This is a genomic window from Tepidisphaeraceae bacterium, from assembly GCA_035998445.1.
Lineage (GTDB): Bacteria > Planctomycetota > Phycisphaerae > Tepidisphaerales > Tepidisphaeraceae > DASYHQ01.
This window is the reverse complement of the sequence record DASYHQ010000063.1, coordinates 50,275-69,023: the sequence shown is the minus strand read 5'-3', so window position 1 is coordinate 69,023 and position 18,749 is coordinate 50,275. Positions and strand designations below refer to the sequence as shown.

Sequence of the window (18,749 nt, the reverse complement as noted above, 5' to 3'; positions counted from 1 at the left end):
ACGATGGCCAGGCCGTCGACAGACATCACCCGTACGTTGGCCCCTCGCGAGGCGCAAGCGCTGTCCTCCCGTCAGCTGGAGACGCTGGAGATGTTACTGGGCGGCTTGAGCGAAAAGCAGGTGGCCACCGCTATGGAGCTCAGTGTCCACACGGTCCACGTGTACGTGAAGTCGCTCTACGTGGCGCTAGGCGTGAACTCGCGCGCCGAGCTGATGGCGCTGTTCCTGCGATATGCCCTGGCAGCCGAACGGACCACCACACCGGCGCGATCTTCGACTCTAGCCCCACGGAACACTGCGCCGACAGTTCGTCCAGCGTCGCCAGCGCGGGCGCGGCTGCGGCCCGACCGGCGTCCCTGAGCGTGACAAGCCGCTCCTGCAAGAGCGTGACTTTTTTTCGGCACCAAAGTTTCTCCCACGCACAAGAGATAGAAGCGCGCAGTATCAAGGTCGATATTTCGTTGGCGATGCTGGCGCGAGAAGAGGTTGCGAGGCGTCATCCTGCCGGCCGAGAACTGCTGTGAAGCCACGGTGGTGGAGGGCGTCGACGTTATCCCCGTCCGCACGCTCGCCGACGCCGTCAGCTTCCTGATCGAACTGCTGCCAATCGAACCGTACGAGCTGAATGGCCAACCGTACATGGCGTCGCAGGTCTCGTCACCGCTGGACTTCGCTGACGTACGCGGGCAGGAGGCGGTAAAGCGTGCCATCACCGTCGCCGCTGCGGGGCATCACAATGTCCTGACGTTTTGTCCAGTTAAACCCGGTACAGGTTTTGACGGCGGCCCACGTGGCACGCCGGATCAAGAACGGCGAGCTATGGAGACACCGGAAGTTAGCCGGCTCAAACAGGATGGCTGGCGATTCAGCCGCCACATCGACACCACCAGCGGCGACCTGGTTCTGACTTGGGAGAACTAGACGCCGTTGACAATCATTAGGGAGGAGTTCATGCCTGACCCGCAGCGCGCACTCGTCGAAAAGTATCTGAATGAGATGGAGCAGAATCGCATCGCCCATTATGAAGGGAGTGCGAAGCGGTACAGATTCGCCTCGCACGCGTCTGAAATAGCCGCTCTCTTGGCGACCTCGACCACGAGCGTGCTTGCCGGAATCTATTCTGTCGAAGGGCAACCCGGCTTCTGGTTGGTCGCGCTGTCGATTCTTGCGACCTAATTCCTCGCTCTCCGAGCCGCGTTAGGCTTTCACTCGACTTGGCGTCGTCGCGAGGCGGTAGTAATCGAAATTCGCGGTCTCGTCTCACGGGCAGACAGCGACTGCTGGCCGCTCAGAACGAACAGGAATGCGGGGAGCTATACCGCAACTTAGAGGCTTGGCTGCGGAAGCTGGAGAAAGGTGCTATGGCCTCTGATGCGGCTGCAACCGAGGGGGCCGGACAGCCACCCCAAAACCAAGGTCAAGTCTAGGAAGAACAATGATCCGGCCTTCCGAAATCATCGATGACGTTCGAACCGTGCTGAAGTCGGCTGCGAAGGGGAAAGGCTCCAAACCTAACTTCCTAACCGCATATCAAATCCTCGACCGACTTCCGGACCCCCTTCGCACTCAGTTGATTGCAGAGCGGGGGACGAGGCGGAAAGGGACAGGGGGTCCAGTACGCAGCGACGAGCGTCGTGTCGGACGCTGCAGAGATGATCGCCGAGGTGCGGATTGACTATTTGGATACGGGCGGGATCCAACTCGTGATCGAAGGGCAAGCCATCGAGACGGGTAGGGCATCCTCGTCAGCCACGTTATTGAAGCTAAGCTCCCTGAGCCACGGGAGAGGCGGGACGGGCTGCTTTTGTGGCACCCGTTGCAGCTGTCGGGCATACGGAAGGCCGCTAAGTAGAATATGGGGGCCGACGACCACGCATCGCGGGGAAGCAGAGGACACACTGTAGGTTCATCCACAGAAAGCAACCGCACTGTACTGCCGTAAGTGGTCACCTTCAGTCCAACTCACACTTCGTCCTTCGCCAGGGGTTAAAGGGTTTGGGCGTCGAATAACCTGGAGAAGGTCTGCCGACACACCGAAAGCTCGGGGCTCTCATCGGGACTTACTCCGGACGCGTCGTAGGGCTGGGAACTAGAAGTTCTCTCAGTCGCTTGCTGCGTTCGATCGCCGTCGTTGGCGCTTTGGGGCCGGCTGAGGGGACTAAGGGATCCATGGGATCGTTAATCCTTACTCGACCGTCGTCAAAGCGATCCGATCCGCCTCGCGACGGTTTGTTCATCTTGTCGCTGCCCGCTCGGATTAGCGGAAAGACGGCGGGTCGCGAAGGATCCGATTCGTAAACGGGGCCGATGCCCGAATCAAAGACGTAAAACTGGTTGCCCACCAGGTCCCTCTTCAGGTCGAAGATTGGCTTCTCCGCCCAATCGAAGACCCAGTCAAAACCTGGCTTATCAACCTTGGATATCCAGATGTGCAGCCCTCGCTCATTCCGTACGGAAAACTCTCCATTCGAATCTGACTTCAGAGCTAGCCACTTCGTTTTCGCCACGCGTGCACCGTGAGTGGCGGCGGGATCGGCCGTTGCAATCATGACAGCCACTTCAGCATCCGGCACGGGTGCTCCCCGCTCGTCGACGACTCGTCCGTAAAAGTTAATCTGAGGCAAATGCGACGGTCCCACATCGTCCGACGGCATCGTAGTACCTCGTCCATCGTTGGCCATTGTATCGAACCGACGTATTCCAAGAAAGCCAAGGACAAGAATAACGAAGAGCAATAGGTATCGGGTGACGTTCATGGTAGGCCCGCTTGTTTCATCACCTCGTCCCAGTAGTTCCCCACTTCCAAGTTAGAATGACCGAACTGCCCGCTGTGGTCAATTCTCGAATTCGTGAATCCGTACCGTGCGCCGCGCAAATCGACTTTGGCATGAAAGGGACCCACAACAGCATCTATCGCGCCAATCGCTCCGAAGACGTATGGATAAGATGGGGCGTGGAAGCCATGAGCGAACATCTCGTAAGTATCGATGTTTATATTGAGTGGAACGGCAGTTCCCCCTGGCGCGGTCCGGGTGATTGCTGCAGTCGCACCTGACCCGGTGCTGCTATACGCCGAACCGCCGAATCCGGGCTGTACAGGGTTCCCATGCAAATGTCCGCCAGGTTTAGCATTCGTATTAGTGACCCACAGCTGAAGTGCGTAGTCGACCTCATTGTTGAAATTGACCAACTTTGTGGCCGCGTCGTCCAAATCTTTGAAACGTGGGTTGGAACCTCCCACTTGTCCCCCAAATGCTGGGTACAACTCGGTTCCAGATATTGCCGCCCCGAAGTAGAACTCGGACGAAACAGCAGCTTGGGTTAGGATTACAGTATCCGCAACGTTCTGATTTCCTGCCAGTGCCAATGCTTCCGACGCGACGATCCCGCCCATGCTATGTGCTAGGACAGTGAGGCTCCCGCCATTCTGACGCGCACTTTGCTTCGCTATCAGATGATTAAGGAAACCTTGCGCAGAATGCCAAGCCACTTCTTCGCTTCTGTTAAAATTACCCGGATCGAATAAGGGGTTGGGTGCAACTTGGGTCGGCCAGCTAAACATACCCATCGTCCCTTGATACCCCTGCCAGTACAGCCTTTTGTAAGCCGTGTCCCCATAACTCCGGCGTGAAGTCGCATTCATGTTCCAACCGTGAACATAAACGAGGTAATCCGCCTCGGTAGCGAACGCTGCCGCCTGATGTCCGGAATCGAATCTCGGTATCGTCGCAACGGGATTGATCTTTGGATCGAAAACCGTTCCAGAGTTGGACCAGTCACCTTGAGTTCCCACGGGGAATCCATACGCAACGGTGTGATGCTCGTACAGGTCTGACATGTCGTGCAAACTCAAGCGAACGTCAGATTCGGCAAGGAGAGTGACTCCTTTAAGGAAGCGGAACGTCAGGTCTCCCGCACCGGGCGTGATTCCTTCGAACATCATTTGCGATTGCCGCTCAGTCGAAGAAACAGCAGATGTACTAAAGTGCTGGGCGAAAGAGGTCCTTGTAAGTACGAGCTCCCCGCTGGCATCGAGTTTCACGAAGCTGTTCGGATCACTGTTGAGGAAATTATGCGTAGCACCCATGATCAAATCTGCCGTAGCCGGGTTACTTATGTGGGCGGTGGAGGACAACGTACCGGGTGCTGATCCCGGAACGCGAACCGAGTTCCAGAGGCGCAGGCTCATCTGCGGGTTAGACGTGTTCTCAAGAGAAATAGTTACGGTGTCTGCGAATGTCCATGCAGCCTCGGATATTCTAAAGGCGATCTGCGCAAAATCTTCCAGATCACGCCGAAATACTTCTTTCATCTTGGATGAATCGCCATCAGTGCCGATATCGGAGCCGATATGGACGGTGGACGAGTCGGCGGGTCCTCCGATGTCAGCAGCACCGCCGCCCAATGAACCGGTTTCTTCCGACCATCCTCCCGCATCGCTATTCACCCAGAAGCGGTAGGGTTTCGCCGGAGAGGTATTGTCCGAACCGTCGAACTCAATGTCTTCATCTCGGTCACGATCCACATTGGTTTGCGAAAACGCCACAGTCAACCGAACGGCATCGGTGAGGGTGAACCCTGTCGGACCTTCGTCGCCATCAGGATCCATTTCGATAACGATCCGGGCATCGCCGATAACAGTGCTGGCGGCCGTTGCCTCTATGTACAACGTGCTTTGGCTCCAACCAAACAAGTCTGCTGGCGCATAGACCCCGCCGTCCTCAATGAAGTCGCCACCTGCTCCGATCGCCGCACCCTGCCGGACCGCATTACCCGGGCGCCGCCACAAGCGTAGTTTACCCTCGCCTGGCTGGTAGACGTAAGGATGTTCGTTCGTGCCGTCGCCGGTCCGCATCACTTGGTCAGGTCGAGCGTCGTCATAAGAGAACCTGAATCTCGCCTTCGTGTAGTCGATCCCGGGAGCGAACTGCACGACGAGCGGCACGAACTCCTCACCGCTAATTGCGTTGTCGGTCGACATGTCCGTAAAGCGGTCGAAACCGTCGGCGTAGTCGGGAATCCCATCGTCGTCCGAGTCATCGTCATTTAAACTGATGATCTTGCCCGGCCTGCTCGCGTCGTCCTCGATCAAGTCCTCATCATTTACGGCCCGCGACGGCATACCGAACCCATCCGTATTGTTCGAATCGACGTCGATGTCGACCCAATCATCGTCCTGGATCGTCATGTGGCCGTAGCTCCAGTAGCCCCAGTACCCCCAGTGGTGGGCGTACGCCAAGTAGCCGGCCGCCCCCCGGATAGCGAAATGGGCGGTCTCGGTGCGCTCCGGCGAGCCGTCATTCGTCGGCGTTACGGTGACCTTCACGCTCGACTCACCGGCCGGGATCGTCACGCTGCTGGGGAACGATGGGTAATCATCCCCCTCGGCCGCGGTGCCGGACGGGTCCCACAGCTGCACGGTCAACGGGTCGTCGAAGCTGACACCGCTGCCATAGTAGTAGTTTGAGCGGCTGACGGTGAGCTCGATCGGGTCTCCGGCCTGCTCTGCGACCGTGCCTCCGCCGGTTAGGTACACGTAGGGCAAATCGACGGTGCTCGCGCCGGGCGGAGAGAGGGTGACGACGTTGGACGGGTCGGAGTAGAGGCCCCCGGCGTAGGCACGCACGCGCACGTACAGGTCCCGCTGGTCATCGTCGGCTCGGCTGTGCGAGATGGTAGCGTGTTCAGCGTTGGCGCCGAGCCACTGGCCTCCATACCCATAGTGATAATTGTAAGAGTATTGGTTCCACGTCTCGCCGTCGGCACTGAGTTCGACGAAGAAGTGCTCTTCGTTGTTGCTTTGGTCGGTCCACGTCAAGTTGAAATTGGCAGTGGAATGTTGGTGGTTGAACAAGCCCCAGTGGGATCGCCCATGGGAGGCGAGCGTGGCGGACAGGCCAGTGGGGGCGGCGGGCGCTACGTAGGCGTAGACGGCCGCCGTGTGGGGCGAGTAGGCTTCGTCGTGCCTGGCTCGTATGCGGTAGGCGTACCGCAGGCCAGCGTCCAGGGATGAATCCTGGTACGTGTTCTGCCCAGGGGTAAGCGTGGCGATCTCCGCAAACTCGTCCATGGGCTCGGACGGATTGTAGTGCGTTGCCGAGTACGACTGGCGTTCAACGACAATCGCGGCGTTACCACCACCGGCATCCCATGTCAGATCGATACCATTGTTCTCGTTCGTCTCGGCCTTGAGGCCGGAGGGCTTCGTTACAACGATGACAGTTTGCGAGAACGCTGAAGGTCCCACTGCGTTGTACGCTTTGATCCGGAAGAAGTAGGCCGTACCTGGCTTCAGGTCGGTCATCGACCGCGTGCGCGTATTGGCGGGCACGTTGAAGAACTTGACGCCGGACGTGAACGCCGCGTCCGACGCCTGCTGGATGACGAAGCCGCTCTCGTTGTCCGACGCGTCGCCCCACGTCAGGGAGACGTAAGACGTCCATTGGTTCAACGCCGACAGGCCGGTAGGGACCGCCGGCGCGCCGTTCTCGCCTGGAATACCGGGGGACGGATCGGGCTCGCCGACCGGGCTATTGCCACCGCCGAAGCCATCCTCATCTTCGTCATCGACGATGCCGTCACCGTCGTCGTCGTTGTCCTCATCGTCCGGGGTGCCGTCATTGTCGTTGTCGGTGTCGACGGGGTCGGCGATGCCATCGTTGTCGCTGTCGGTGTCGTCTCTGTTGGGAACGCCATCCTTGTCGTCGTCATCCGGAACGCCGTCGCCATCCAAATCGTCGTCAGGGACGCCGTCGTTGTTCAGGTCGACCGCGGGTGCCTTGGCAATGGCTGAAGCGAGGTTGGATGCAATCGATTCCAGCCCGTCAATATCCACGGCGACGAGATAATAGTAGTACGTCGCGCCGGGCGAGACGCCTACGTCGTTGTACTCACGCTCGCTCCCATTGATCGTTGCCACCAGACTTTCCGGCGCAGGAATGAAAGTAGATACCCGGCTCCGGTACAGCAGGAAACTCCGCGTGGCGTTTCCCGTTCCGCGCGCCCATGCCAGCGCGATCTTCCCCGTCCCTATGCCCGTCGCGGTAAGGTCCTTAGGCGCTTGAGGACGTTGGATCGCCCGGACCGGTTCTGATTCGACGTTCTCGGCAGCAACTGCCGTAACCTTATAGAAGTAGAACGCGGACCCCGACAGCCCAGCGTCAGCGTAGTGCGTCTGGGTGAGCAACTGCTGATTCAGTAGCGTTTCCGCCGACGGCACGAAATCGGGCGTAGCCCCTCGATAAACGCGATACCCATAGGTTGTAGAAGCGGGATTCGGCAACCAGCTGATGTCGATGGTGCTGGGTGAACTGGCGACGGCGACTACGTCACCGGGCGCCGGTGGGACTTTCGGCGCGACGCTCTGGACTTCGGAGGTCGAAGAGTAGACCGTGTAGTTGTTGTCCAAGCGGTACGAGCGGACGCGATAGCTGTACCGGTTGCGCGGTTCGATATCACTGTACGCGACGGCCCCTATCCACTCCCCATTGCTTCCCAAGTAAGCGTTGATGTCCGTCCGCTGCACGAATGGGCCGGTGTTGATCGACTCCTCGACCACGAATCCCGTCAGTGGCCGTGGATCGCGCGAGCCTGCCGTCCACACGAGCTGGACGCTGTCTGCCGCCGGGTACTCCTCCGGTGAGCGAACCAGCGACAGTACGGGCGTCGTTGGCGTAAGGATCTCGCGCTGCACTTGCAACTGCGGCCTCATCGTGACGTGATTCTCGCTAGACATGAGGCGAACGCGAGGCGCGTTTACCTCGCTGACGAACAGGAACGTCACGTTGTCGTTGTTGGGGACGAACCTAGTCACGTCGATCGAGAGGTTCTGCATGCCAGCGGCGACCTCGAACGACGTGACGAAGGACATCGGAGCGTCTTCCGCAACCGGCGCGGGAGGATTGCTCTCACCTTCAGTCACCGAAGTGCCGTAGACGGCGTAGACGCCGACGGTGGTCGCAGACGAGCCAGGTGGCGGCAATAGGTGAGATGCATCGCCCCAACCGATGGTGTTCCCGTTACGAATCGCGCCTGGACCGTACCCCGTGACGTAGTCTTGTGGAATGGCGGGATCGTACGCCTGGGTCGCCCAGAGGTTCAAGGTGGCGAGAGTGATCGCGCCGCCTATCCCGGTAGTGAACTGCAGACCGCTCGTCGCGTTGCGGAACGCTTGGCCGACGAGGTTGTAGGGTAGGTCTGACTGGTTGTAGACCTCTAACCAGTCCGAACTGTAATCCGTTTCCGTGACGATGGAACCGCCGCCATGGAGGTACCACTCAGGCATGCCGAACGTTGAGTCCTTCCGCGACCTAAATGTGGTCCAGTCAGCGTTCGCAGCTATCGATAGTTGCTCCGTCGTTTGTGGCGTCGCGTTGATGATCGGCGAGTACATCGACGCGCCACCGTCCGCTGCTATCGCGCGGACGCGGTACTGGTAGTCTGGCCCGAACCGCGCAAGGAAGTCAGTGAACGCGACTGCGCCTGCGACCCCTTCATGTGAGAGCGTCGTCCCAACGACCTGCCAGACCGTCGCGAGCCCCTTGCCCTGTTCGCTCCGTTCTATCTCAAAGCGCACTTCATTATCGGCGCGATCGATCCACGATAGGCCGATCGATGTTTCACCTACGGCGGTCACGGCCAGGTCGCTAGGCGCCCCCACGGTAACGTCAATGCCACCCCTAAACCGGATCGTGCGCGCAACCTCGGCTATCGTCGATCCATCGTTGACGTTGAGGGTTGCAACGTAGTCTCCGTCGCCGTCAGGCATGAAGCTGAGTAGCGAGCTATTGACCGATGCGTAGGCGACGTCGTTCTTAGTGACCGACCACGAGAACACCAGCAGGTCTGCACCCAAGTCGGTCGCCGCCCCGGTCAGTTCAATTGGCACGCCGATCGAGTACGGGCCGGTGCCCGAGATCGTTGGGATCGGCGCGGCGTTTTGCACCGTCACTTGAAACGGGGCCGCCACGAGCTCGCCCGACCCGTTGCTGGCGGTAACGGTGACCGCGTACCCGCCGGGTCCGTCGGCGTAGACGTGCTGCTTACCGAACGAGCCGTACACCGTGTCCGGGTCGGTGCTATCACCCCAATCGACCGTCCAACTCGTGATGCCGCGTCCTTGGCCGTCGAGCGTGAGGTAGTACGGCTGGCCTTCGACTGCCGTAGGATGGCCCGTCACCGCCAGCCCGTCCGTTACGGAGATGCGGTCGAAGAACAGACCGCTGAGCATGGCGTCGGTGCCGGTCGCGGCGCTCGTGACGCGCAGTTGCACGTGCCCCCGGACCCGCCAGACAACGTAGGCGCCGTCGCCGAACCCCGAGACCACGCGAGCATCAAGCAGATCGCCCGTTGAAGAATCGAGGATCTCCATGGTTTGCGTGAGGGATTGCCGGTTCCAATCGACCACGTAGACCGCCAACTCGTGCTCGAGTCCGTCGGTGAGGTTGATGTCGAACGTCAAGCTATCCGCGTTCCGATAGCGCGCTGCCACCCGTTCCGAGCCATCCAGCCGATACAGTCCGCGAGCGTCACTCGTCACGCCCGACTGCGACCAAAGCGAGACGTTGCCGCCACCGACCGGCGTAACCTCCGCGTACCGCGCGTAGCGTGAGCTGTCACCGAAGACTCGCCCACCCTGTTCGCCGTAGGTTGCTTGCCAGTTCCCGGAGGTTGCGACGTCGGTTTCGACGTACGCGGCCGACGCTCCGCCGACCGCCGGAATTGCAATTGGGACGATCGACGAGCCAGCCGACTCGACGGTTGCTCCGCCGTCGCTGGCGATTGCGGTGATCCGGTAATAGGCCGTTGCTCCCGTTGGGGCCCAGTAGTCGGTGAACTCGGGCGTGGCGACGAGCGAGTCGACGTTGACCTTCCGGTAATTCCCGTTCTCTGATACGGCGCGGTAAACGTTGTAGCCGATCACCTCAGGGTCAGCGTTCGGGTTCCACTGAAGCTCCACGGCATGCGGTGGCACCAGTACCCCGACCACGCTCTCGGGTGCCGCCGGCTGCGCCGACGTACTGAAGCTGAAGTAGTCGACGTTCGCAATGCTGCCGTTGGCGGTGGCGCTGTTCTGGAAGACCAGAAACACCGAATGGACGCCAGTGACTGGCAATATCGGCGCCGATTTAAGGGAGTAGCCCGTCCAAGAGCCTGTATCATCGGTCCTCAATGTTCCCAAGAGCAGGCCGGACGGCGAGTCGAGCCTGATTTGGATGAACTTGCCGGCATAGTCACTCGCGACGGCGAGGTTGGCCCGGAGGGATGCGGCACCCGCGCCGAAGTCGATCGCGTCGTAGCGCACCCAATCGCCGCCCACGTTGCCCGCGATCCCGCCGCCGCTGGACAGCTGACTAGACGAGATCAGGTGGGAACCCGTTGCAGCGTCGAACCACTCGGCTTCGATCTTCTCGAACGCGGAACGCTCGGTCCGCCGCTCCACAGCGACGGGCCAGGAATGATCGTCGAAATCGTCGTCGGAGTTCGCGCGCGCATACGTATCCTCGAGGACCACTCCGCTCGATGTGGGCAGAAAGGCGCCGCTCCGACCGGCAACGTAGGTGATGCCCGTCTCATGAACCGCAGCCGATCCGACCACGGCTTTGAAGATTGCGCCAGCCGGAGAGCCTGCAGCGACCCATCCACTGTGCGCCGGTGCCAGGTTCCCGCTCACCGTCAGCGCACCTGGATTGCTGGTAACACTGCCGACCGAGGTGACCCGATAGAGGCCACTCGTATTCTGTGACAAGGTCTGCACCGCCTGGGACGCGACCGCTGCCGCAGATGCACTTGTCCCCACATTAGCACGAACACGGTAAAGGTAATTCGTCGCCGGCGTCAGGAGCTCGTCAAGGAACACCGAGTACCCGAGTCCGACGCCGCCCACCACGTCGAACGTCGTTCCGCCGTTGGCGGACCGTTCGATCGTGTAACCGTCTTCAGCGCTTGTCCCACCGGCCCACCGGACCAGGACCTCCGTGCCGGACAGCGGAACGGCCGTGACGTTCGTCGGCGCGGCGGGGTCCACGGAGACCGTCGTGGCATCGCTGGGGTTCGACAGCAGGTAAGTTCCCCGGTACGCACGGACGCGATAGTCAAACGCGTCGCCTGGCAGGCCGTGATCTGTGAACTTCGTGACGCCTGACGCCACCGTGCCAATGCGCGTCCACGGGCTGGACGCACCGTCCCTCCGTTCGATGTGGAACCCCGTCTCGTTACCGGAATTGTCCGACCACGTGATCGCGGCTGCGCCGCCGATCGACGTTGCGACCACGTTCGTCGGGCGCGGGAGGGTGGGCGTGCTTTGCCCGCCGTACGCGTATGCGGAGTACGTGCCGTCGCCTCGTTGGGCGCGGATGCGGAACTGATAGTCGATGCCGGCCTGCAGGTCGTTGACGACGTGGCTGGTCACGCTCGCGTTCGTCGTCGCGAACTCCTGCCAACTCTGCCCGCCATCCTTGATCGTTCCAGGCGGAAGTAATACTCGTCGTCCGTATTGTCTGCCCACCGGAGGTCGGCTCGCGAATCCGATATGCGGTTAACGACCAACCCCGTTGGGCGGTCGAACGTCACCGTCGTCGCGACGGCGGGCGTCGAGAACGCCGAATAGGCGCCCGAACCGTGCTGGGCGCGCACCCGGAAGTGGTAGGTCGTGCCCGGCATTTGGTTGGTCGACGAGAACGAGGTGACCTGCGCGTTCGTCGTGCCGACCTCCTGCCAGGTCGCGCCGCTGTCGGCGGAGCGCTCGATGCGGAAGTAATACTCGTTGTCGCCGTCGTCGTCCCACGAGAGGTCGACGCGCGTGCTCGTCGCGACGGTCGCAACCAGGTTGGATGGCGGCGCAAATCCAACGGCGAGCGGAGCGGTGGACGAGTAGGCGGAGTAGCTACCGTTGCCGTGCTGGGCGCGAACGCGGAACTGGTAATTCGTGTTCGGCGCCAGGCCGCTCACCACGAAGGCGGTGACGTTGGCGTTGGTCGTGCCTACCTCCTGCCAGCTGCTTCCCGCATCCGTGCTGCGCTCGATCCGGTAGTAGTACTCGTTGTCGGCGTTGTCCTGCCACCGCAGCTCTACGGTGTCGCGCACGGCCGGTCCGACGGTCAACTTGTTCGGAGCCGCGAAGGTCACGGTGGTCGCGGCGACAACCTGACTGTAGCCCGAGTAGGTCCCGTTGCCGTGCTGCGCACGGACCCTAAACTGGTATGCCGTGCTCGGCTGCAGGTCGCTTACTGCGTAGGAGGTGACGTTGGCGTTGGTGGTACCGAACTCCTGCCACGTGACGCCGCCATTGGTCGACCGTTCCAGCCGATAGTAGTACTCGTTGTCGGCGTTGTCCTGCCACCGCAGGTCGACGCGGCTTCCGGAGATCACCGTCGCGGTCACCTGGGTCGGCAGCTGGAAATCACTTGTGGATGCCGAGACGGCCGTGCCGTAGTCCGAGTAGAACCCCGCCGCGTGCTGCGCGCGGGCACGGAAGAGGTAGGAGGTCGCCGGTTGCAGGTCGGTCACCGAGTAACCGGTCACGTCCGCGTTCGTGGTAGCGAACTCGGACCAGGTGCTGCCATTGTCGGTCGACCGTTCGAGGCGATAGTAGTTCTCGGAGCGCGTCAGGTCTGCCCAACTCAGGTCGACCTGGCTGCCGGACCGCACGACGGCGCCAAACGCCCCTGGGGCCGAGAAGGGCAGCGTGTCGGCGGCGACCGTATTGGAGTATCCAGAATAGGTCCCGTTGCCGTGCTGGGCGCGAACGCGGAACTGGTACGTGCGCCCGGGCAGTAGGTCGGCGACCGCATAGCCCGTCTGGTTCGCGTTCGTCGTCGCGAACTCGAGCCACGTTACCCCCCCGTCCTCCGAACGCTGCAGCCGCACGTAGTTCTCGTCGTCGCTGTTGTCTGTCCAAGCGAGGTCGATCCGATTTCCCGCGACGACTGTGGCGGTGAGGCCGGACGGTGCCTGGACTGCACGCGTGACGACGTCGACGGCGTTCGACGCGCCAGAGTGCAAGCCGGCGCTGTCCATGGCGCGGACGCGGAATCGGTACGCGACGCCGGGCTGCAGGCCATTGGCCGAGTAGCTCGTACGGTTGTTGCCGATATTGTAGCTGGTCGACCATGAGGCGCCGTTGTCGTCGGATCGCTCGACGAAGTAGCTGTACTCGCTGCTCGCGTTATCCGTCCACGCAAGGTCCACGCGGCTACCCGATACGACCTGGGCGCTGAGCGATGTCGGCGCAGCTATGGAAGCGATCCCGGCGCGCGCAACGTTCGAGTAGGCGGAGTGGGACCCGTTCTTCACCGCCCGTACGCGGAACTCGTACGACTCAGCAGGATCGAGACCGGCGATGAAGTAGTTGGTCGTGTTCGGACCAGCCATGCCATGCATGACGAACGTGGCCGCGTTGACGACGCGATGCTGTACCTCGTACGCGGTCTCGGCGTCCGAGTTGTCGCTCCAGTACAACTGGATCTGACCGGCGCCGTAGTCGTACGCTTGTAGCCCGTCCGGTACGCCGAGTCCGGACGGCGTTGCGGTGACGGTGTTGCTGTAGCCGGAGTACGTGCCCGAATTGTGGTATGCGCGCACCCTGAACTTGTACGTCAAGCCGGGCGTGAGCCCGGTCACCGCCAGGCTCTCAACTTCGCCGCCCGTACTCGTATACTCGCTCCACGTCGAGCCACCGTTGGTGGAGAGCTCGATGCGGAAGGCATACTCACCCTCACTGTTGTCGGACCACCTCAGGTCGACGCGGTTGCCGTACACGACGTCAGCCGTTAGGTCGCTCGGCGCGCCTAGCGGTGTCGTCAGGACCTGTAGGACGTTGCTAAAAGCAGAATAGGAGCCATTGGGATGACGCGCCCGCACGCGAAAGTCGTACCGTGTCCCTGGCGTGAGGTTGTTAACGACATAGCTGGTCTGGCTCGCGTACGTGGACGTGTACTCGCTCCAGGTCGTCCCGGAGTCGCTCGACCACTCGATGCGGAAGTCGGATTCGTTGTCGGAATTGTCGTTCCAACCCAGTTCGATGGACGTCGTCGTCTTAGAGACAACGAGCAGGCCCGACGGTACGACCATCGGCTTCGCGGTCAACGTCACGGTGCCACTGTAGGCCGAGTAGCTCCCGTTCGGGTGTCGACCGCGGACGCGAAACCCGTACGTGATGCCTGGGTCAAGGTTCCGCATGACGTAGCTGGTCTGATTCGAGTACGTCGACGTGTACTCGGACCACGTCTGTCCCGCGTCCCTCGTCCACTCGATCCGGTAGTCGGCCTCGTTGTCGGAATTGTTGGTCCATCGGAGCTCGGCGTCCGTGCCCGCCAACGGCGTCACACTGAGCGACGAAGGCGCCGCGAAGGCCACGGTGGTCGCGGTCACGACGTCGGAGTAGATGGAATAGGAACCGTCTGAATGACGCGCGCGGACGCGGAACGCATAGGATACGCCCGGGTCGAGCCCAGTCACCTGGTAATTCGTTTGGTTCGCGTACGTCGACGTGTACTCGGTCCACGAGGCGCCGCCGTTCAGCGACCGTTCGATCCGGAAGTCCGTCTCGTCGTCGGCATTGTCCTGCCACGACAGGTCGATGCGGCTCCCCGACCTGACGGTGGCCGACAGCTCCGATGGCGCGGAGAACGCGAGCGTCGAGATGGTCACCGGTGCGCTGTATGCCGAGTAGGTCCCGTTCACGTGCCTCGCGCGTACGCTAAACATGTACGTCCTGCCAGGGTTGAGGCCGGACGCGAGATAGTTAGTCTGGTTGGCGTACGTCGAGGAGTACTCCTGCCAGGTGCGGCCGTCGTCGATCGATCGGGCGATGTAGAACGCGGACTCCTCGTCCGCCTGGTCCACCCAGGACAGGCGGACGCGGGTTGCCGCCTCAGCGGTGGCCGTCAGGTTCGCCGGGGCCGCGAACACGTTCGTCGCGGCTACCGCGACGTTCCCGTACGCGGAGAAGTTGCCACCCCCATCGCGGGCGCGGACACGAAAATGGTACGCCGTATCGGGCGATAGGCCCGTCACGCTTATGCCTGATTGACTGGCGTAGGTCGAGGTGTACTGCGACCAGGTTGCCCCTGCATCGGTGGAGGACTCCACCAAATAGGTTGACTCTGCATCGGAGCGGTCGTCCCAGGTCAGGTCGATGCGCGTCGAAGATTTAGCGTTCGCCTGCAGGTCAGCTGGAGCCGACACGCCGAGGGTCGACGCCGTCACGTAGTCGGTGAACGCGGAATTACTCCCGCTCGTGTGCCGGGCCCGCAGGCGAAAGGTATAGGCGGTATCCGGCAGCAGGCCTGCGACCGAGCAGCTCGTCTGGCTCGCGTAGGTCGATGTGTAGTTCACCCAAGATGTCCCACCGTCCACGGAGTAGTCGACCCAGAAGCCAACCTCATTGTCCGAGTTGTCGGACCAAGCGAGGTCGATCCGGCGGTCGGACATGACGGTCGCGCGAAGGTCGGTCGGCGCATCGAACGCCTCGGTCGTGACGCTGACGCCGTACGGCGCCGCATATGAGCCAAAGGCATCGGTGGCGGTAGCCGTGATCTGATAGGACTGTGGTGCCGAAGTGTATGTGTGCAGGGCGAACTCGGGGTTGCCCGTGACGATCTCCAAGTTACCATCGCCCCAGTCAATGGTCCAGTGCGTGATGTCGGCCATCGAGCCATAACCTGAGAGAGTCAACGTGTAGGGCGCACCTTTAACCGCGGTTCCCTGACCATCGATATAGGGTTGCGGCTGTACGCGAAGAACCGTCGCGGTGAACGATTCGGTTCCTACGTTGCTATCGGAACCTAGGACGCTGAGTGTCACCGTGTACGTGCCGGCCACCTCGTACGGGTGATAGGCGTACACCTCGCCCCCGCCGCCCCAGTCGTAAAGGTACGCAGGTTCGATGACGCCGTCACCCCAGTTGACGGTCGCGCTATGTGGATCTGAGTTTTCGGCATCTTGCCAACTCGCGTAGAGGTCCACGTAGTCGCCGGCCGAGATTTGGCGATCGGGCAGCTCGCTAATGACTGCGGTCAGGAAGAGGCGGCGCTCCAGAGGCTGGAGCTCGAAGATGCTCTGCTTGGGACGTTGCATGCGCGCGGAGCGTGCGCGGCCGATTCCGAGAATCTTGCGTAAGCTCATTGATTGCCTCTAATTGCTGCTGCCCACCCGTGCCAGCGACCCCCCGACGAGATCGCTACAGAACACAAAGTATCCCCAGTTTCACAAAAGACAAGGGATTACCCCCAGATCGACCTGGATCCATATTCGAGAAGCTAAGCAAGCGGGATGTGCGATTGTGCAGGAGGCAGGATTGAGTCACTGCGTCCCCCCCGCTGACGCCGATCAAGGCCCCATTGTGCCGCTACACTACCTGTATTTTAATTTGTGAATATGCTAAATGCCGCTAATCCTTCGGTGAATCCTTATCGCGTGTCTCACGTCTACCGGCCATCTGCCGCGCCGCCCATGCAGCAGCTGCACGGCCTCGCCGCAGCCTTTGAAGCGGCTCGATGTGCTCGGGGGTCCCATGGCATCATCTGGGACCACGGCACCGATGAGGAGGACCTGATGTTTGTGGTGTACGAGGGGCCGGAGATCCATCCGGAGCAGTGCGTGGACGATGAGCTGGACGCGGCCATCGACCGCCACCTCGCGCGACTTGCAGACCACGGCTGATTGTGTCACGCCTGCGCGGGCGGCCGGCACTTAATCGTTGAAGTCAAAGATCGACGAGGGATTCGTGCTGCTCGACGGGGTGGGTAGACCAGGATCCGATGCACGCTGGCCCTCGACGGGCGCCTGGCGAGGAGCCTCGGCCGTGATGGGCGCGGCCACCTCAGGGTCGAGGGCCTTGGCGGGACGCGGGACCGGCCGTCCCTGCCGGTCGACGCACTTGCCGCCCGATGCGTTGGCGAGCGTCCAGACGTAAGCGGCGGTGTCCTCCGAGCCATCGGTATAGGCCGTCGTCGTGTTGATGCGGACCCCGCGGTCCCCCGCCATCTTCCCGATCCGGCTCGCGTGCTTGGCGCGGATCATTTTGCCGGAGTCGACGTACCACACGGTCTCTGCGCCGGCCGTCACCGCGCGCGTGAGGACATCGAACGGGTTCCCGTCCTCGATCGTGGAGGGGATGTTCGTCGGGAGGTTGGCGATCGTCCGGTCGATGTTCTCGCGAGTCGCCGGCGACAGCTCGATGTCCTCGCGGCCGAGGCCGACGATGACGAACGCGTACTGGTCCTGGGGGTGAAGCCGCTGCAGCGCTCGCATCAGTTCCGAGCGGCCGAGCTCCCGCCGGGCGACAGAGCCGATTGCGGTCCCGTCGAGCACGTAAACGACTTTGCGCGGCCGGTCGGCCTGAGCGTTGGCGTCGGGCTGAGGCGCCGATGTCAACGCGGCCGGTTGTGTCGTGGCCGCCGCGTCCGATGACGACCTGGTGGTGGCAGCGGGCACCTCGTTGAGCTGGCGCTTGAGCTGGCGGATCTCCTCAGCTTGACGCTCCACGGTGCTACGCAGCATTTTCAGTTCCGTTTCCCTAACATCGGTCTGCGCAAGTGCTGGCGTCGCGAGAAGGGCAAGCAGCAGAACGCAAAGAGATCGTCCAGTCCATTCCATCCGTACGAGTGTACACCGGGCATGGTGATTGGCGCAGCATCGTTCAGCACGCCCATCACATCGTGCCCCCACTTCCTGACCAATTTTGCCCATATCGCTATAGCAGGCTGGACTGTACGTTGTAAGATCGCCGGGGCATCGGGTAGGATCGTTCGCCCCGACACCGTTTGGCCAATCTGGCCCGACGTCGTCCTGCAACACCAGTCACGGATGGCTCAGCCCGGGATCCACTGGACCCCAAGGGATGGCCATGGCCTCAGCACGCTCGGTCTGGAAGGGCTTCCTTCACTTCTCGCTCGTCACGGTCCCCGTCCGGGCCTACACCGCGACCCAAAGCGGCGGCAGCGACCGCATCGCGTTCAACCAGCTCCACAAGGACTGCAACAGCCGCATCAACTACAAGAAGGTCTGCCCGCTCCACGGCGAGGTCCCGGCCCACGAGATCGTCAAGGGCTACGAGTTCGCCAAGGACCAGTACGTCATCATCGACGAGCAGGAGATCAGCAAAGCGCGGCTCAAGAACGAGAAGACGGTGGGCATCGAGTCGTTCGTCCCCGCCGGCTCGATCGACCCCGCCTATTATGACGGCACCACGTATTACCTGCTGCCCGAGGGCCCCTTGGCGGCAAAGCCCTACGCGCTGCTGCGCAAGGTCATGCTCGACACCGGCCGCGTCGCCTTCGCCACGCGCGTCAGTGGCGGCCACGACCAGACGGTGCTCGTCCGCCCCGCCGGCCTCATCCTGGCCATAACGGTCCTGAGCCTCGACGCCGCCGTGCGCAAGCCGGGCGAGTTCGCCGCCGAGGCCCCGGCAGTGGACGTGACGGGCGACGAGGTGAAGCTGGCCCGCACGCTCGTCGACGCGATGGCGGCCGACGAGGTGGACCTGTCGACCTACACGGACCGCTACACCGAAAGCGTCCGCCAAGTCGTCGAGGCCAAGCTGCAGGGACGCCAGACGATCGAGGCGAACGTGACGGCCGACGAGCCGCCGGCGGTCATCAACCTGATGGAGGCGCTGCAGAAGAGCCTGGACGAGACGAAGCGCCGCGTCGGGCAGAAGCCGCCCAAGCTCGTGGCCCCCAGTACGGCTGGGCGGGTCGCGGCGGAGAAGAAGGGTCGGAAGAAGGCGTAGTCTTCCCTGCCCGGGC

9 protein-coding genes are annotated in these 18,749 nt (G+C 61.9%); 5 read left to right on the top strand and 4 right to left on the bottom strand.

Annotated features, from left to right (window positions below; all coding sequences use genetic code 11):
- Window positions 1–3: 3 nt before the first annotated feature.
- The 3 genes from VGN72_24205 (at window position 4) to VGN72_24195 (ending at window position 1,176) form a co-directional block, all read left to right on the top strand.
- Window positions 4–360, top strand: a complete 357-nt coding sequence (locus tag VGN72_24205; GenBank protein ID HEV7302464.1) for a LuxR C-terminal-related transcriptional regulator — start codon at window positions 4–6, stop codon at window positions 358–360.
- 126 nt (window positions 361–486) lie between these two features.
- Window positions 487–921 carry an ATP-binding protein gene (locus VGN72_24200; GenBank protein HEV7302463.1) on the top strand — a complete coding sequence of 145 codons (435 nt, stop codon included), beginning with the start codon at window positions 487–489 and terminating at the stop codon, window positions 919–921.
- Between the two features lie 30 nt (window positions 922–951).
- On the top strand, window positions 952–1,176 hold the full coding sequence (locus VGN72_24195) for a hypothetical protein (protein ID HEV7302462.1): 225 nt from the start codon (window positions 952–954) through the stop codon (window positions 1,174–1,176).
- A gap of 884 nt (window positions 1,177–2,060) precedes the next feature.
- On the opposite strand, the gene VGN72_24190 is transcribed toward VGN72_24195, so the two are convergent.
- From VGN72_24190 to VGN72_24180, 3 genes are read right to left on the bottom strand one after another with little or no spacing between them, the layout of a single operon-like run.
- Complete coding sequence (locus tag VGN72_24190; protein HEV7302461.1) at window positions 2,061–2,756, bottom strand: carboxypeptidase-like regulatory domain-containing protein; 696 nt, start codon at window positions 2,754–2,756, stop codon at window positions 2,061–2,063.
- Entirely contained in the window at window positions 2,753–11,410 is an 8,658-nt protein-coding gene (locus VGN72_24185; GenBank protein HEV7302460.1) for a fibronectin type III domain-containing protein, read from the bottom strand. Before VGN72_24185 ends, VGN72_24190 begins: the two co-directional genes overlap by 4 nt.
- Window positions 11,407–16,077 carry a fibronectin type III domain-containing protein gene (locus VGN72_24180; protein HEV7302459.1) on the bottom strand — a complete coding sequence of 1,557 codons (4,671 nt, stop codon included), beginning with the start codon at window positions 16,075–16,077 and terminating at the stop codon, window positions 11,407–11,409. Before VGN72_24180 ends, VGN72_24185 begins: the two co-directional genes overlap by 4 nt.
- Window positions 16,078–16,416: 339 nt before the next feature.
- Between VGN72_24180 and VGN72_24175 the strand changes: the two genes are divergently transcribed.
- On the top strand, window positions 16,417–16,662 hold the full coding sequence (locus VGN72_24175; GenBank protein HEV7302458.1) for a hypothetical protein: 246 nt from the start codon (window positions 16,417–16,419) through the stop codon (window positions 16,660–16,662).
- Between the two features lie 30 nt (window positions 16,663–16,692).
- Here the strand turns inward: VGN72_24175 and VGN72_24170 are convergent, their stop codons facing one another.
- Window positions 16,693–17,502 (bottom strand): hypothetical protein, encoded by an 810-nt coding sequence (locus tag VGN72_24170; GenBank protein ID HEV7302457.1) that lies wholly within the window; start codon window positions 17,500–17,502, stop codon window positions 16,693–16,695.
- Window positions 17,503–17,848: 346 nt separating this feature from the next.
- Here VGN72_24170 and VGN72_24165 point away from each other — a divergent pair, with 346 nt between their 5' ends.
- A complete protein-coding gene (locus VGN72_24165) occupies window positions 17,849–18,733 on the top strand; it encodes a Ku protein (protein ID HEV7302456.1) in 885 nt (294 codons plus the stop codon).
- Window positions 18,734–18,749: the final 16 nt, after the last annotated feature.